14 protein-coding genes are annotated in these 14,046 nt (G+C 72.7%); 12 read left to right on the top strand and 2 right to left on the bottom strand.

Annotated features, from left to right (window positions below; translation table 11 throughout):
* Positions 1-32: 32 nt before the first annotated feature.
* Positions 33-1,271 (bottom strand): amidohydrolase, encoded by a 1,239-nt coding sequence (locus NHG27_RS05275; RefSeq protein WP_497014992.1) that lies wholly within the window; start codon positions 1,269-1,271, stop codon positions 33-35.
* 48 nt (positions 1,272-1,319) lie between these two features.
* Between NHG27_RS05275 and NHG27_RS05270 the strand changes: the two genes are divergently transcribed.
* The 3 genes from NHG27_RS05270 (at position 1,320) to NHG27_RS05260 (ending at position 3,422) form a co-directional block, all read left to right on the top strand.
* Positions 1,320-1,934 carry a hypothetical protein gene (locus NHG27_RS05270; protein ID WP_497014991.1) on the top strand — a complete coding sequence of 205 codons (615 nt, stop codon included), beginning with the start codon at positions 1,320-1,322 and terminating at the stop codon, positions 1,932-1,934.
* Positions 1,935-1,944: 10 nt separating this feature from the next.
* Positions 1,945-2,586 carry a hypothetical protein gene (locus NHG27_RS05265; RefSeq protein ID WP_497014990.1) on the top strand — a complete coding sequence of 214 codons (642 nt, stop codon included), beginning with the start codon at positions 1,945-1,947 and terminating at the stop codon, positions 2,584-2,586.
* 95 nt (positions 2,587-2,681) lie between these two features.
* Entirely contained in the window at positions 2,682-3,422 is a 741-nt protein-coding gene (locus NHG27_RS05260) for a copper resistance CopC family protein (RefSeq protein WP_497014989.1), read from the top strand.
* Positions 3,423-3,777: 355 nt separating this feature from the next.
* Here NHG27_RS05260 and NHG27_RS05255 read toward each other — a convergent pair whose 3' ends face one another.
* On the bottom strand, positions 3,778-4,851 hold the full coding sequence (locus NHG27_RS05255; protein WP_321575301.1) for a LacI family DNA-binding transcriptional regulator: 1,074 nt from the start codon (positions 4,849-4,851) through the stop codon (positions 3,778-3,780).
* A 316-nt stretch (positions 4,852-5,167) separates the two neighbouring features.
* On the opposite strand from NHG27_RS05255, the gene NHG27_RS05250 reads away from it, so the two are divergent.
* The 9 genes from NHG27_RS05250 (at position 5,168) to NHG27_RS05210 (ending at position 13,999) form a co-directional block, all read left to right on the top strand.
* A complete protein-coding gene (locus NHG27_RS05250; protein WP_497014988.1) occupies positions 5,168-6,478 on the top strand; it encodes an ABC transporter substrate-binding protein in 1,311 nt (436 codons plus the stop codon).
* A 226-nt stretch (positions 6,479-6,704) separates the two neighbouring features.
* On the top strand, positions 6,705-7,658 hold the full coding sequence (locus tag NHG27_RS05245; RefSeq protein ID WP_193719122.1) for a carbohydrate ABC transporter permease: 954 nt from the start codon (positions 6,705-6,707) through the stop codon (positions 7,656-7,658).
* Entirely contained in the window at positions 7,655-8,659 is a 1,005-nt protein-coding gene (locus tag NHG27_RS05240) for a carbohydrate ABC transporter permease (RefSeq protein WP_497014987.1), read from the top strand. Before NHG27_RS05245 ends, NHG27_RS05240 begins: the two co-directional genes overlap by 4 nt.
* A gap of 56 nt (positions 8,660-8,715) precedes the next feature.
* Positions 8,716-10,536: a glycoside hydrolase family 35 protein gene (locus NHG27_RS05235; RefSeq protein WP_497014986.1), complete on the top strand. Its 1,821-nt coding sequence runs from the start codon at positions 8,716-8,718 to the stop codon at positions 10,534-10,536.
* A gap of 385 nt (positions 10,537-10,921) precedes the next feature.
* Complete coding sequence (gene rpmG, locus NHG27_RS05230) at positions 10,922-11,089, top strand: 50S ribosomal protein L33 (protein WP_056761099.1); 168 nt, start codon at positions 10,922-10,924, stop codon at positions 11,087-11,089.
* Positions 11,090-11,098: 9 nt separating this feature from the next.
* Positions 11,099-11,404, top strand: a complete 306-nt coding sequence (gene rpsN / locus NHG27_RS05225; protein ID WP_497014985.1) for a 30S ribosomal protein S14 — start codon at positions 11,099-11,101, stop codon at positions 11,402-11,404.
* 23 nt (positions 11,405-11,427) lie between these two features.
* On the top strand, positions 11,428-11,727 hold the full coding sequence (locus NHG27_RS05220) for a type B 50S ribosomal protein L31 (protein ID WP_193719120.1): 300 nt from the start codon (positions 11,428-11,430) through the stop codon (positions 11,725-11,727).
* A gap of 320 nt (positions 11,728-12,047) precedes the next feature.
* The gene (locus NHG27_RS05215; RefSeq protein ID WP_030150363.1) at positions 12,048-12,329 is read left to right on the top strand and encodes an HU family DNA-binding protein; all 282 of its coding nucleotides are present in this window, start codon (positions 12,048-12,050) and stop codon (positions 12,327-12,329) included.
* Between the two features lie 206 nt (positions 12,330-12,535).
* Complete coding sequence (locus tag NHG27_RS05210) at positions 12,536-13,999, top strand: YibE/F family protein (protein ID WP_497014984.1); 1,464 nt, start codon at positions 12,536-12,538, stop codon at positions 13,997-13,999.
* The last annotated feature ends 47 nt before the right edge of the window (positions 14,000-14,046 follow it).

Raw genomic sequence — 14,046 nt, 5'->3', positions numbered from 1 at the left:
ACCGGGTACCGGCCCGCCCGACGTCCGGGAGGTCAGCCCGCGAAGCGCTCCCCGCGCTCGACGACCCGGCCCGCTCCGCGCCCACCGGCCGCCGCACGGTCCCACGTGTAGACCTCGGTCCCGGTCACGAACACGTTCTCGGCGCGCGACGTCACGTCGAGCGGGTCACCGGACCAGATCACGACGTCGCCGTCGAGCCCGGGGCGCAGCGAGCCGACGCGGTCGTCGAGCCCCAGGAACGCGGCAGGGTTGGTCGTGAGCGCCTGGATCGCGACGTCGCGGTCCAGCCCCTCCTTCACGGCGAGCGACGCCTGGTGCACCAGGAAGTTGATGGGCACCACGGGGTGGTCGGTCGTGATCGCGACGCGCACCCCGGCCCGCGCGAGAGCGCCCAGGCTCGCGATGTCGCGGTTGCGGAGCTCGATCTTGGAGCGCGACGTGAACAGCGGGCCGAAGATGACGGGCACGTCACGCTCGGCGAGGACGTCGGCGACCGCGGCGCCGTCGGTCCCGTGGTTGATGACGAGCCGGTAGCCGAACTCGTCGGCGAGACGCAGCGCGGTCGCGATGTCGTCGGCGCGGTGCGTGTGCTGGTCCCAGTAGAGCTCGCCCGCGAGCACGCGGCCCAGCGTCTCCTTGGCGAGGTCGCGCTCGAACGGCTCGCCCTTGGCCTGCGCCGCGTCGCGCTTGGCGACGTAGTTCTGGGCGTCGACGAACGCCGTGCGGATGACGTTCGCGACGCCCAGGCGCGTCGAGGGGAGCTTCTTCTGGTCGCCGTAGACGCGCTTGGGGTTCTCGCCCAGCGCCGACTTCACCGACACGGCCTCGCGGATGACCTGCTCGTCGACGGTCCGCCCGCCCCAGGTCTTGATCGCGACGGTCTGGCCGCCGATCGGGTTGCCCGAGCCGGGCTTGATGACGGCCGACGTCACGCCGCCCACGAGCGCGTCACGGAAGCCCTCGTCCTCGATGTTGATGGCGTCCAGGGCGCGCAGCGCGGCGCCGTTGGGGTCGGTCATCTCGTTGGTGTCGTTGCCGGCCCAGCCCTCGGCCTCCTCCATGACGCCCATGTGGCCGTGCGACTCGACGAACCCGGGCAGGACCCAGCGCCCCCCGGCGTCGATCGTGCGGACGCCGTCGGGCACGACGACGTCCTGGCCGACGGCCGTGATGACACCGTCCTCGACGAGGACGGTCGCGTTCTCCAGGGGTGCGGAGGCGACGGGGACGACGTAGCCGTTCGTGATGGCGATGCTGTTGCGTGTGGTCATGCGCTCTATCCTCTCCCCGACCGGGCACGACGATCATCAGGGGGCGACATGAGCCGCGCCGCGCACCGTGCGTCACCCCCCGAGCGGCGTCGACGACGCCGCGCCCGCTGGCTGGACACCTGGCTGCGGACGGCACTGGGGATCGGGGTGCTCGTCGGCGTGGTCGGGGGTGTGGGGCTGAGCTCGACCGTGCGTGACCTGGGGCTGGCCCGTGAGCTCTCGGCCACCGGGTCCTCCGCGACGGCGCACGACGCGCGCATACGCGTCGAACCGGGCGGCAGGGGCACGACGATGCTCGACCGCGCCGAGGCCGTGGTCGAGATCCCGGGCGAGGGGGCGGGGGTCGTCACCCGGCTGCGGTCCGTCGACGTCGACACCACGGGCCTCGGGCGCGGCTGGCACGACGCGCCCGCGGACAGTGCGTACGACGGCGAGTTCGAGGTGGTGGCGTCCCTGGGGGAGCCGCCGGTCGCGATGGAGGTGGCGGACCTCGAGCAGGCCCTGAGGGGGAACGCCGTCGACGAGGCGCGCACCGTCCTCGTCGTCGGCGTGTGCTGGACGGCCTTCTGGGGACTCGTGGCCGGGGCGGTCGTCCGAGCGCGTTCGCGGGCCCGTCCGCCGGGTCCCGGAGGCCGGATCCGACGCCGCGTCATGTCCCGCTAGGGTGGTCCCCGTGCTCACCCAGGTCGCCGGTCCGCTGCGTGTCGCGCGCGCTGGCCTCGTCGCGGCACTGGTGCTCGCCCTGGCGTCGCTCGCGCACCGCGCCGCGGGCGGCACGCTCCCGCACCCGCTGATCCTCGTCGCCCTGGCCTCGTTCACGATGGCCGGCGCGACGTTCGCGGCCCGCTTCCGCCTCACGTTCCCGCGCCTCGTCGCGGTGCTCGGCACGGGGCAGGTCGCGCTGCACCACGGCCTGGGGTTCTCCGCGGGCGTCGCGTGCTCCCCGGTCACGGGGGGTCATGCGGGGCACGCCGAGCCGGGGCGGGTCGCGTCGTGCGTGACGGTCGCGCCCCTGCCCGACGGCGTCGCGCACCTCCCGCACGACGCCACCACCGGGGTGTGGATGGTCCTGGCGCACGTGCTCGCGACCCTGGCCGTGGCCCTGGTCGTCGCGCACGGCGAGCGTGCGCTGGGCCTGCTGCTGGCGTGGCTCGCACCGCGTGGCGCCCTGGCCGACCTTCTTCCTGCGCTGCCGGTCGTGCACCGGCTCCCGGCTCCGCTCGCGGCGCCGTCCCGTGCCGCGACCGTCCACCTGCGGATCCCGACGACGCGTGGGCCGCCCGTGCCCGCCCGGCCCGTCGCCCTCCCTTCCTGACCCTGTCCGCGCTCGCGCGCGGGCCATCGACGAGGCCGGTCGCCACCGGGTACCCCTTGCGCGAGCCCACGCCGCGCCTCATCGAGAGCCAGATCATGTCTTCGCAGACCGACCACTCCTTCCCCTCCCACCAGGACGTCCGCACGGGCCCCGCCCGTCGGACCGAGGCGCAGCCGACCCCGCGCCCCCGCGCGGTGGCCCTCGCCCGCCCGTCCGCCCCCGCAGGACCCGTCCGGCTCCTCGTCGCCACGCTCGCGGCCCTGGCCACGCTCGCGGCGACCCTGCTGCTCGGCGTCGTCGGCGCCGTCCCGGCCCAGGCGCACGACCGCATCCTCAGCTCGGACCCGGCCGACGGTGCCCAGCTCGACGCGGCCCCTGCGGCCCTGACCATGACGTTCAGCACCGAGCCCCTCGCGGTCGAGCCGCAGGTCGTCGTGACCGACACGGCCGGGACCGTCGTCGCGCAGGGCGCCCCCACGATCGAGGGGACCTCCGCGACGTTCCCGTGGCCCGCCGAGCTGACCGGTGACACCTACACGGTCGCGTGGCGCGTCGTGTCCTCGGACGGGCACCCCATCGAGGGCACGTTCTCGTTCGCGGTCGCCGCGGCCCCCGAGGTCGTCGAGACACCGGCGACCGAGGAGACCGTGTCCGCGACGCCGTCGGGCAGCACGGACGAGGGCGACGAGACGACGGCGACCGACGTGGTGACCGACGAGGACACCGACGAGGGGCGCTCGATCGCGCCGCTGCTCGTCGGGATCGGCGTGCTCGCCGCGGCCGCCGTGGTCGTCGCGGTGCTGATCGTGCGTCGTCGCCGCCACGACCAGGTCTGATCCGGGTCCGAACCCGGTCTGACGACGCGGCGGAGCGCCTGCCGGCGCGACGCCGGGACGGCCCGTGCGGTGCCTCTCGAGGGCTCCGCACGGGCCGTTCGCGTGCACCGACGGCGACCCGACGGCAGAATGTGACACGAGTCACGTCCTGGTGGTGTATCAGTCCTGCACCACCCCCCTCTGCTTCGGTGAACGCTCGGTCGTCGATGGGGGTCGTGACGGGCGTGAGGGTCGGAGGCGGCCCGTGGCGCGAGCCCCGCAGGGGGGTGCTCACGCGACGGGTCGCCTTCGGCGCGTCCGGGGGCGTCCGCTCCGCCGACGCAGGGAGCCCGCGGCCCCGCCGGCTCCCCGAGACTCAGCGCGGCGGTGCCGTGCTGAGGCGCACCGCGAGCTCGGGCAGCACGACCTCGGGCTCGTGCACGGTCGTCGGGTCCGCGATGAGCGCGATCACGTGCTCGACCGCGAGGCGACCGGTCAGGTGGAACGGCTGGCGGACCGTGGTGAGCGGGGGGGAGCAGTACGCCGCGAGCGCGATGTCGTCCATACCCACGACCGACACGTCCTCGGGCACCCGGCGGCCCATCTCGGTCAGGCCGCGGATCAGCCCGAACGCCATCTCGTCGCTCGCGACGAACACCGCGGTGACCTCGGGCAGACGGCCCAGGACCAGGCCGTTGCGGTAGCCCGACTCGGGGCTCCAGTCGCCGTAGAGCACGGGCGGCTCGGTGCGCCCGGCGTCGTGCAGCGCCGCCTGCCACCCGGCCGTGCGGCCGTTCGCGTCGTTCCACGACGGGGGGCCAGCGAGGTGCCACACGGTCTCGTGGCCCAGCTCCAGGAGGTGCTCGGTCGCGGCGCGCCCCGCGGCGACCTGGTCCACCGCGACGACCTCGGTCGCCGACGACTGCATGCCGTCCACGACGACGGTCGGGGTGCCGTGGATGAGATCGCCCAGCGAGTCGTCGTCACGCACGGGCACGGCGATGACCAGGCCGTCGACACCCTGGTCCAGGAGCCGGTCGACGGCCTGGGCGATCGAGGCGGGGGAGAGCGACGCGGTGCTGGCGGTGCTCACGAAGTAGCCGCCGTCGCGTGCCGCGCGCTGCATCCCGAGCATCATGGCGCTGCCCGAGTAGAAGTCCGTCTCGTGCGTGATGACCCCGATGGTCCTGCTGCGTCCGGTCACGAGCGCCCGGGCGAGGCTGTTGCGGCGGTACCCGGTCTGCTCGACCGCGGCGCGGACCCGGTTGCGGGTGGTCTCGTTGACGTTGGGGTGCCCCGACAGGACGCGCGAGACGGTCTGGGCGGAGACTCCGGCGACGCGCGCGACGTCGGCCATCGCGGGTCCGCGGCCTCGCGGGGGAGCGGCCGTGGTGGTGCTCGGCGCCGGCTCGGACCGCTCGGCCCCCTCGGACCGTGACGGTGGTTCCACGTGCTCTCCTTCGGGCGTGAGGGCCGGTCGCGGAGCGTCGGGCACCTCGGTGTGCGCTGCCACGGATGTGCACCGCAGCGTAGTGGACGCCAACACCGCAGGGCCTTCCGGGCTCCACGTCGCCGTCATCCAACTGTTACATATGTTGACCATAACAGTCAGATCGCGCAGCGAGAAGTGACGGAATCACGCAGACCGAGCATCCACGTGTTGCAAGGGTTGTGATCCATATCAACCCTGTGCCAGAGTGTGCCCCACGCAGACCGCGGCGCCGTCGCCGCTCCATCCTCAGCACAGTGTGGTCAGAAGGAGAGTCATGAAGTCATCGATCATCAAGGCAGCCGGGGTCGCGTCGATCCTCACCCTCACGGTGGGCGGCCTGACCGGCTGCGCGTCCGGCTCGACGTCCGGCGGCGGCTCATCCGAGGGAGACGGCAAGGTCAAGGAGGTCGAGGTCTGGACCTGGGCCGCCGGGTACGACGAGGCGGCCAAGGCGTTCAACGCCTCGCACGACGACATCCAGATCAAGTACACGCAGATCGAGCCGGGCAACAAGGGCGGCTACGACAAGGTCCGCAACTCGATCACCGCGGGCAACGCCCCGTGCCTCGCCCAGGTGGGCTACGAGACCCTCCCCAGCTTCGTCGCCGAGGGCAACGTCGTGGACGTGACCGAGTTCGCCTCGGCCGACAAGGGCCTCTACGCCCCCGCGGGCTGGGCCGGCGTCACGGTGGGCGACAAGGTCTACGGAGCCCCGCAGGACCAGGGCCCCATGGTGCTCTTCTACAACAAGACCGTCTTCGAGGCGAACGGCGTGGCCGTGCCGACCACGTGGGACGAGTACCAGGCTGCGGGCGAGCAGCTCAAGGCCGCGGGCGTCAAGCTCACGGGGACCTACGAGGACTACGACTACTCGGGCTTCGCGTGGCAGGCCGGCGCCCCCTGGTACGAGATCAAGGACGGTGCCTGGTCCATCACGCCCGACTCGCCCGAGAACCTCGACGTGGCCGACTACTGGCAGGGCCTGATCGACGCCGACCTGATCGGAGCGGGCATCTGGAGCGACGAGTGGTCCGCGGGCCTCGGCGACGGCTCGATCGCCACGATCGTGGGCGCGGCCTGGTTCTCCGGCATCCTCAAGGACTCCGCGGCGGCCTCGGCCGGCGACTGGGCCGTGGCCGAGCTCCCGCAGTGGGAGGCCGGGGACGCCAAGACCGGCAACGTGGGTGGCAGCCTCTCGGCGGTCCTCAAGGGCTGCGACGACCCCGAGGCCGCGTGGACCGTGGCCAACTGGCTCAGCACGGACCCGGAGTCGGTCGACGCGCTCATCGAGGGCGGCGGTGTCTACCCGGCCTCGCTCGCGGGCCTCGAGTCCGACCTCCTCACCTCGGGTGACGACTACTTCGGCGGCCAGGTCGTCGCCGACGTCTTCAAGACCGCCTCGGGACAGGTCAACGAGGACTGGGCCTGGGGCCCCGGCGTCTCGACGCTGGTCGGCACGCTCGCCACGGGCATGAAGCAGGCCAACGCCAAGGAGGGCGGCGCGACCGTCGCGACCGCGCTCACGGGCGCCCGCGAGGCGACCGAGTCCGAGCTCACGCAGCAGGGCATCGCCGTCAACGAGTGACCTGACGGCCCCGCACGACCCGCACGAACGGTGCGTCCCGGCCTCGACGGCCGGGTCGCACCGGGCAGCACCCGGGCAGCACCCGGGCAGCACCCGAGCAGCACCCGAGCAACACCCGAGCAGCACAGCAGCAGAAGGCCCGACGACGCCACGCACCCCCGAGCACCGGTGCACCTGGGCGCGTGACGTCGTCGGGCACCACGACGCATCCCCCTGAGGAACTCCCATGACCACGAGCCTGACGTCGGCGGCACCGCCGCCGGTGGAGACGAAGCGCGCGGCGAGCACGCCGCCCCAGAGGCGGCGCAGCCGGACCGGTCGCTACGCGATCTGGTTCGTCGGACCGTTCGTCCTGCTGTTCGTGGCCATGTACATCGCGCCGATCCTCTTCGCGGTCTACAAGAGCCTCTTCCGGATCCAGCGCGACGCGCTCGGCCTGGGCGGGACGCAGGAGATCTTCGACCCCCTGTTCAACTACGCGTACGCGCTGGGTGACGAGAAGTTCATCAGCTCGATCGGCCGCGTGCTCCTGTTCGGCGTGGTGCAGGTGCCCGTCATGCTGGCTCTCGCGCTCGGGATCGCGCTCCTCATCGACTCGGCCTCGGCGCGCGCCAAGGGCTTCTTCCGCCTGTCGAGCTTCGCGCCCTACGCCGTGCCGACCGTCGTCTCGGCGCTCATGTGGTCGTTCCTCTACTCGCCCACCAACGGCCCGATGGGGCAGCTCCTCGGGTGGCTCGGGATCGAGGCCAACTTCCTCAGCCAGGACCTCGCCCTGTGGGCCGTCGCGAACGTCGTGACCTGGGGCTGGACCGGCTACAACATGATCATCATCTACGCCGCCCTGCAGGGGGTCCCGGGGGACGTGCTCGAGGCCGCCAAGCTCGACGGCGCCTCGCCGTGGCGCACCGCGTGGAGCATCAAGGTCCCGCTCGTGCGGCCCGCGATCCTGCTCACCACGATCTTCTCCATCATCGGCTCGGCCCAGCTCTACAACGAGCCGTTCGTGCTCAAGCAGAGCACCGGGGCGATCGACGCGAGCTACACGCCGATCATGGCCGCGCAGGCCTCGCTCCAGGCCGCCAACTACCCGTACGCGGCGGCCCAGTCGGTGCTCCTCGCCGTCGGCGTGGCCGTCCTCTCCGTCCTCTTCTTCCGTCTGACGTCCAGGAGGTCCTCGTGACCACGAGCAGAACGCCCGTCGTGGCCGAGACCCCGGGCGACCGCCCGCGCCATGACCGCTCCGCCAGGAAGGGGGCCGCCCGGAAGCGCTCCGCCCGGAAGGCGGCCGCCGGGACGAGGGGCGCCGGGAAGGGGCCGGCGGGCGGCCTGCGCGGCGACTCGATCGAGACCACGGCGACGAGCCGCATCGCGGTCACCGCGGTCCTCGCACTGACCGCCGTGTACTTCCTGTTCCCCCTGTGGTGGCTGTTCGTCGCCGCCACCAAGGACGCCGGCTACACCTTCGCCGGCAGCCCCCTGTGGTTCTCGAACTTCGACCTGTTCGGCAACATCGGTGACCTCTTCGCGTACAAGGACGGCATCTTCGCCGTCTGGATGGCCAACTCGGCGCTCTACTCGATCGTCGGCGCCGGCCTCGGGACGCTCATCGCGGTCGCGACGGGCTACGCCCTGGCCAAGTACGAGTTCCGCGGCAAGGGCGTGCTGTTCGGCGTGGTCCTGGGCGCGGTCCTCATCCCCAAGGTCCTGTTCACGCTGCCGCTGTTCCTCATGTTCTCCGAGACCGGCATCGTCAACACGTACCTCGCGGTGCTCCTGCCCAGCATCGTCAGCCCGTTCGGCGTCTACCTCGGGCGCGTCTTCGCCGCGAGCTCGGTGCCCGACGAGGTCATCGAGGCCGCCCGCCTCGACGGCGCGAACGAGGGCCGGATCTTCTTCGGGGTCAGCCTCAAGATGATGGCCCCCGCGCTCGTCACCATCTTCCTGTTCCAGTTCGTCGAGATCTGGAACAACTTCCTGCTCCCCTCGCAGGTCCTCATCTCCGAGAACCTACGCCCCGTCACGGTCGGGCTGGTGAGCTGGAACGCCCTGGTCCAGGCCGGCCAGATCGAGCGGCACATGGTCATCATCGGCGCGTTCGTGGCGGTCGTCCCGCTCATCGTCGCGTTCCTCTCCCTCCAGCGCTTCTGGCGCTCCGGACTCGCAGCGGGGGCCATCAAGTGAACCAGCAGCACCCAGCCGACCGGGCCCCGCGCCCGGCCGGCGGCCGGACCCTGCACGTGGACGGCACGACCCTCCTGCGGGACGGCGCCCCCCACCGCATGCTCTCGGGCTCGATCCACTACTTCCGCGTGCACCCCGACCAGTGGGAGGACCGCCTGCTGCGCCTGCGCGCCATGGGCCTCAACACGGTCGACACCTACGTCCCGTGGAACTGGCACGAGGCCGAGCGCGGCACGTTCGACTTCACGGGGTGGCGCGACGTCGAGCGGTTCGTGCGCCTCGCGGGCGACCTCGGGCTCGACGTCGTGGTGCGCCCCGGGCCGTACATCTGCGCCGAGTGGGACAACGGTGGCCTGCCGGCGTGGCTCACGGCGCTCCCGGGCATCCGGCTGCGCTGCAGCGACGAGACGTACCTCGCCGCGGTCGCCGCCTGGTTCGACGAGCTGGTGCCACGCCTCGCCGCGCTCCAGGCGGGCCGAGGCGGCCCCGTCGTGGCCGTGCAGGTCGAGAACGAGTACGGCAGCTTCGGGGACGACCACGCCTACGTGGCGTGGGTACGTGACGCGCTCGTCGACCGGGGCATCGACGAGCTCCTCTTCACGGCCGACGGCCCCACGGACCTCATGCTCGACGGCGGGACGCTTCCCGGCGTGCTGGCGGCGGCCACGTTCGGCAGCCGCCCCGGGCAGGCGCTCGACAAGCTCACCGCGCGTCGCGGCGAGCAGCCCTTCGTGTGCGCCGAGTTCTGGAACGGGTGGTTCGACCACTGGGGCGACCCGCACCACGTGCGCGGCGCCGACAGCGCGGCGGCCGACGTGCGCGAGCTCCTCGACCTCGGCGGCTCCGTGAGCCTCTACATGGCGCACGGCGGGACGAGCTTCGGGCTCACCGCAGGCGCCAACCACGACGGGACCCGCCTGCAGCCCACGGTCACGAGCTACGACTCCGACGCCGCGGTGGCCGAGGACGGCAGCGTGACCCCCAAGTTCTTCGCGCTGCGCAAGGTGCTGTCCGAGCACGCGTCGCACGGGACCCGGATCCCCGAGGACGCCCAGGACGACCGGTGGATCGCGCCGTCGCCCAAGCTCGAAGCGCGCACCCTGCCGCCCGTGACCACGCGCCCGCTCCTGCCCGCGCTGCGCGCATCGGGCGCCGCGACGGTCGCTCCGTCGCCGCTGACCTTCGAGCAGCTCGGCCAGAACGCCGGGCTCGTGCTCCACACGGCCACCCCGGTCCTCCCGCCCGGGGACAGCACGCTCTCGATCCTCGGTCTGCACGACCGGGCGACGGTCTACGTCGACGGGCACGAGGTCGGCGTCCTGGAGCGCGAGACCTCCCACCTGGGCCTCACGGTCCGCGGGCACGGCGTGCCGGTGCGGGTCGAGATCCTCGTGGAGAACCTCGGGCGCATCAACTACGGGCCTCGGCTCGGCGAGCACAAGGGGATCCTGGGCGACGTCCTGGTCGAGCGGCGCATCGTGCACGGCTGGACCTCGCGCTCGCTGCCGCTCGACCTGCTGCCCGTCGACGGGCTGTGGGCAGCCGCCCCTGCCGCGGCGCCCGCCGCCCCTGCCGCGGCGCCCGCCGCCGTCGGGCCGCAGGGCGTGGTCGCACGGGTGACGCTCGACGTCGACGTCCCGGCCGACGCCTTCCTCGCCCTGCCGGGCTGGCGCAAGGGGTTCGTCTGGGTCAACGACGTGCTGCTCGGCCGCTACTGGGAGCGCGGCCCCCAGCACACCCTCTACGTCCCCGCGCCGCTGCTGCACGCAGGGAGCAACACCGTCACGGTCCTCGAGCTCCACGCGGTCGGTCACGACCTCGAGCTGACGGCCTCGGCCGTCCTCGGTGAGCCCGAGGAGTACGTCGAAGAGCTGTGACGCCCGTCGATCGGGGGGACGGCCAGGGCGAAGCCGCTCACGCTGCGCGGGCGTCGACGACGTCCAGGTACCAAGGGCGCGGTGCCGTTCACGGTCGTGGGTGACGGCACTCAGGGCCGGGGAGTCGCGGGGGGATCGCGTCGTCCGAAGGATCTGGAGGGCGTCGAAGGGGTTCCGGGAATATCCGAGGCCCCGCGAGCGCTCCACCCCCAAGAGAACGATTCTCATCAGTGACCCGCTCGACCGGTGCCCCGGGCGCCGACCGCGAGGAGCCACGCCTCTGGGTGCCGTCGGTGGGCAGGCATGTCAGGGTGGGAAGGAGTGCCCACGCCGCGACCGTCCGCCCCGGGCGGGGTCGTCGGAGACATCGAGGGAGACACATCAGATGGCAGCACGCACCGAGCTGCGTCCCGTGGTCAGGCTGCGCTCGACCGCCGGGACCGGCTACACCTACGTCACGCGCAAGAACCGGCGCAACGACCCGGACCGGCTGACCCTGCTCAAGTACGACCCGGTCGCCCGGGCGCACGTCGCGTTCCGCGAGGAACGGTAGGGGAGCCGCATGGCCAAGAAGTCCAAGATCGCGCGCAACGAGCAGCGCGAGGTGATCGTCGCCCGGTACGCCCAGCGCCGTGCCGAGCTCAAGAAGATCATCGCGTCGCCCCGCGCCACGGACACCGAGAAGGACGCCGCCGCAGCCGAGCTGCGGGCGCAGCCCCGCGACGCGAGCGCGACCCGCCTGCGCAACCGGGACGTGGTCGACGGTCGTCCGCGCGCCTACAACCGCCGCTTCGGCCTCTCCCGCATCCGGTTGCGCGACATGGCGCACCGCGGGGAGCTGCCGGGCGTCACCAAGTCCAGCTGGTAGTCGAGACACGCAGAGGAGCACCCATGAAGAAGGACATCCACCCCGAGTACGGGCCGGTCGTGTTCCGCGACGTCTCGGCCGACTTCGCGTTCCTGACGCGGTCCACGCTCGCCGGGAACAACCCCGGCGGCCCGGGCCGCCCGGACAAGACGATCGTGTGGACGGACGGCAACACCTACCCGGTGGTCGACGTCGACATCTCGAGCGCGAGCCACCCGTTCTACACGGGCACCGCGCGCGTCGTGGACACCGCGGGACGCGTGGAGAAGTTCCGTCAGCGGTACGGGAGCAAGGGCGGTTCCGCCGCGAGCGACGGCCGCTGAGACGCGGGCGCCGCGAGGACGGCGCAGCATGCCACGAGCCGCTCACCCCTCGGGGTGGGCGGCTCGTCCGCGTCGTGCTCGGCCCGCGGTCGCGTGCCGACCGTGGCCCGTCGGCGGGGTCCGGAGCCGCCCAGTAGGTCACATTCGGGGCGGATCGGACAAGATTCCGCGCTCAGAGGAACGACTTCGGCGCGGAAACGCGCGCGGAACCCCGTAGATTCCTTAGTGTTGTCCACGAAGTCCCGCCTCAGGGCTGGCAAACTGAGACCTCAACGTCCCGTGGTGCCCACTGCGGGGCGTGAACCGATGAAGGGATCCGCATGTCGCTCAACAAGTCTGAGCTCGTCTCGGCCATCGCCGCAAAGTCCGACCTCACCAAGGCTCAGGCCGAGAACGCCCTCAACGCGTTCCAGGAAGTCCTCGTCGAGTCGCTCGGCAAGGGCGAGGCCGTCAAGGTCACCGGCCTCCTCTCCGTCGAGCGCGTCGAGCGTGCCGCTCGCACGGGCCGCAACCCCCGCACCGGCGAGGAGATCCAGATCCCCGCTGGCTTCGGTGTCAAGATCAGCGCCGGCAGCCTCCTCAAGAAGGCCGTCACCAAGTGATCTTCGCGGCACGCTGAGGCGTGCCGCACCGCGGGGCCAGGCCCCGCATCTCGCGCAGAGGCCCGGGTGCCCGACGACGTCGGTCGCCCGGGCCTCTGTCGTCTCCGGAGGTGGCGGTCGCAGCGCGTCGCACCCACCGATAACCGTTCTCATTCTCTAGAGTGGGCGGGTCCTGGGCGTGCGCCCACCGCGACCCGAAGGGCGTCATGAGCCTCCCGCAGCACCCGACCAGCAGCGCGCCCGGAGAGCGTGGGTCCCGCACGGGGACCGCACGCCACGGTGCCCGCACCTCCCGCACGGCCGGCCCGCCCGAGCACGGGGCGCGTCCCGGGCCACCCGTGGGCCGACGGGACGCGGACCCCCACGGAGGCGGTCCGGCGCTGCCCGCGACGCGCAGGGTCCGGCTCGCCCTGGCCGCGATCCTCGTCCCGGCGCTGCTGCTGACGGTCGTCGGGCTCGTCGCGCTCTGGCCGCGCGCGGCCGACCTGCCCGACCAGATCCCGTTCACGGCCCAGGGCACCCACGTGGTGCACGGCGTCGTGACGGGCGCGGCCGAGGTCGAGACCGGGCTCGTGCCCGTCCGCCTCGACGACGGCACCGAGACCGAGGTCGTCGCCCCGCCCGAGTACGTCCAGCACGGCTTCGAGGCCGGCGACCGCCTGCGGATGCTCTACATCTCCCAGGTAGAGGGGGACGGCGGCTCACCGTACGCGTTCCTCGACTTCGAGCGCTCCGTGCCGATCGCCGCGCTCGCGGTCGCGTTCGCGCTGCTCGTGCTCGCCGTCGCCCGGCTGCGAGGGCTCGCCGCGCTCGCCGGGCTCGCGGTCGCCCTCGTGACGATCGCCCAGTTCACGCTGCCTGCGCTCCTCGCGGGGCAGGACGTCCTGCCCGTGGCGCTCGTGACGTCGTCGGCCGTCATGTTCGTGGTGCTCTACGTCGCGCACGGGTTCACGGCCCGGACCTCGACCGCGATGGTCGGCACCCTCGTGGGCCTCGTCCTCACGGCCGTCCTCGCCTCCTGGGGGGCCTCGACGGCGCGCATCACCGGCCTCACGTCCGAGGAGGCGCTCTGGCTCCCGTCCTACGCGCCCGGGATCGACCTGCAGGGCATCGCGATCTGCGGGATCGTGCTCGCGGGCATGGGGGTGCTCAACGACGTGACGATCACCCAGGCCTCGACCGTGTGGGAGCTGCGCGCCCTCGCGCCCTGGGCGTCGCGGCGCGAGCTCTTCGCGCGGGCCATGCGGATCGGTCGCGACCACATCGCCTCGACCGTCTACACCATCGCGTTCGCGTACGTGGGAGCCGCCCTGCCCCTGCTCATGGCCGTCTGGCTGTCCGACCAGGCGCTCGGCACGAGCCTCACGTCGGGGGAGATCGCCGAGGAGGTCGTCCGGACCCTCGTCGGCTCGATCGGTCTGGTGCTCGCGATCCCGCTGACGACGGCCGTCGCGGTCGCGGCGGTGCCCTCCGGCCGGGCGCTGCCCGTCGACCAGACCGGGACCGGCGAGCCCGGACCCGACCGGCGGGCACCCCTCGACGGGCCGACGGTCCACGGCCCGGCCGTTGGACCGTCCCGCGACGTCGGATCGGACGCCCCCGAGGCGCGACGCGGGAGCGTGCACCGCGACGAGGACGGCGACCTGGCCCGGAGCGGGCCCTTCACCTGATCAGCACGGACACCCCACCGGACGGGCCCGGTGCCCGTGCGTGGAGT

Source organism: Oerskovia sp. 140933 (assembly GCF_059651515.1).
This window is presented reverse-complemented; position numbering and strand designations above follow the sequence as displayed.

Excerpts from the sequence above, each read along its gene's own strand:
- NHG27_RS05275 (WP_497014992.1), bottom strand. The coding sequence starts at position 1,271 with ATGACCACACGCAACAGCATCGCCATCACGAACGGCTACGTCGTCCCC.
- NHG27_RS05270 (WP_497014991.1), top strand. The coding sequence starts at position 1,320 with ATGAGCCGCGCCGCGCACCGTGCGTCACCCCCCGAGCGGCGTCGACGA.
- NHG27_RS05260 (WP_497014989.1), top strand. The coding sequence starts at position 2,682 with ATGTCTTCGCAGACCGACCACTCCTTCCCCTCCCACCAGGACGTCCGC.
- NHG27_RS05250 (WP_497014988.1), top strand. The coding sequence starts at position 5,168 with ATGAAGTCATCGATCATCAAGGCAGCCGGGGTCGCGTCGATCCTCACC.
- NHG27_RS05245 (WP_193719122.1), top strand. The coding sequence starts at position 6,705 with ATGACCACGAGCCTGACGTCGGCGGCACCGCCGCCGGTGGAGACGAAG.
- rpmG (WP_056761099.1), top strand. The coding sequence starts at position 10,922 with ATGGCAGCACGCACCGAGCTGCGTCCCGTGGTCAGGCTGCGCTCGACC.
- rpsN (WP_497014985.1), top strand. The coding sequence starts at position 11,099 with ATGGCCAAGAAGTCCAAGATCGCGCGCAACGAGCAGCGCGAGGTGATC.
- NHG27_RS05220 (WP_193719120.1), top strand. The coding sequence starts at position 11,428 with ATGAAGAAGGACATCCACCCCGAGTACGGGCCGGTCGTGTTCCGCGAC.
- NHG27_RS05215 (WP_030150363.1), top strand. The coding sequence starts at position 12,048 with ATGTCGCTCAACAAGTCTGAGCTCGTCTCGGCCATCGCCGCAAAGTCC.
- NHG27_RS05210 (WP_497014984.1), top strand. The coding sequence starts at position 12,536 with ATGAGCCTCCCGCAGCACCCGACCAGCAGCGCGCCCGGAGAGCGTGGG.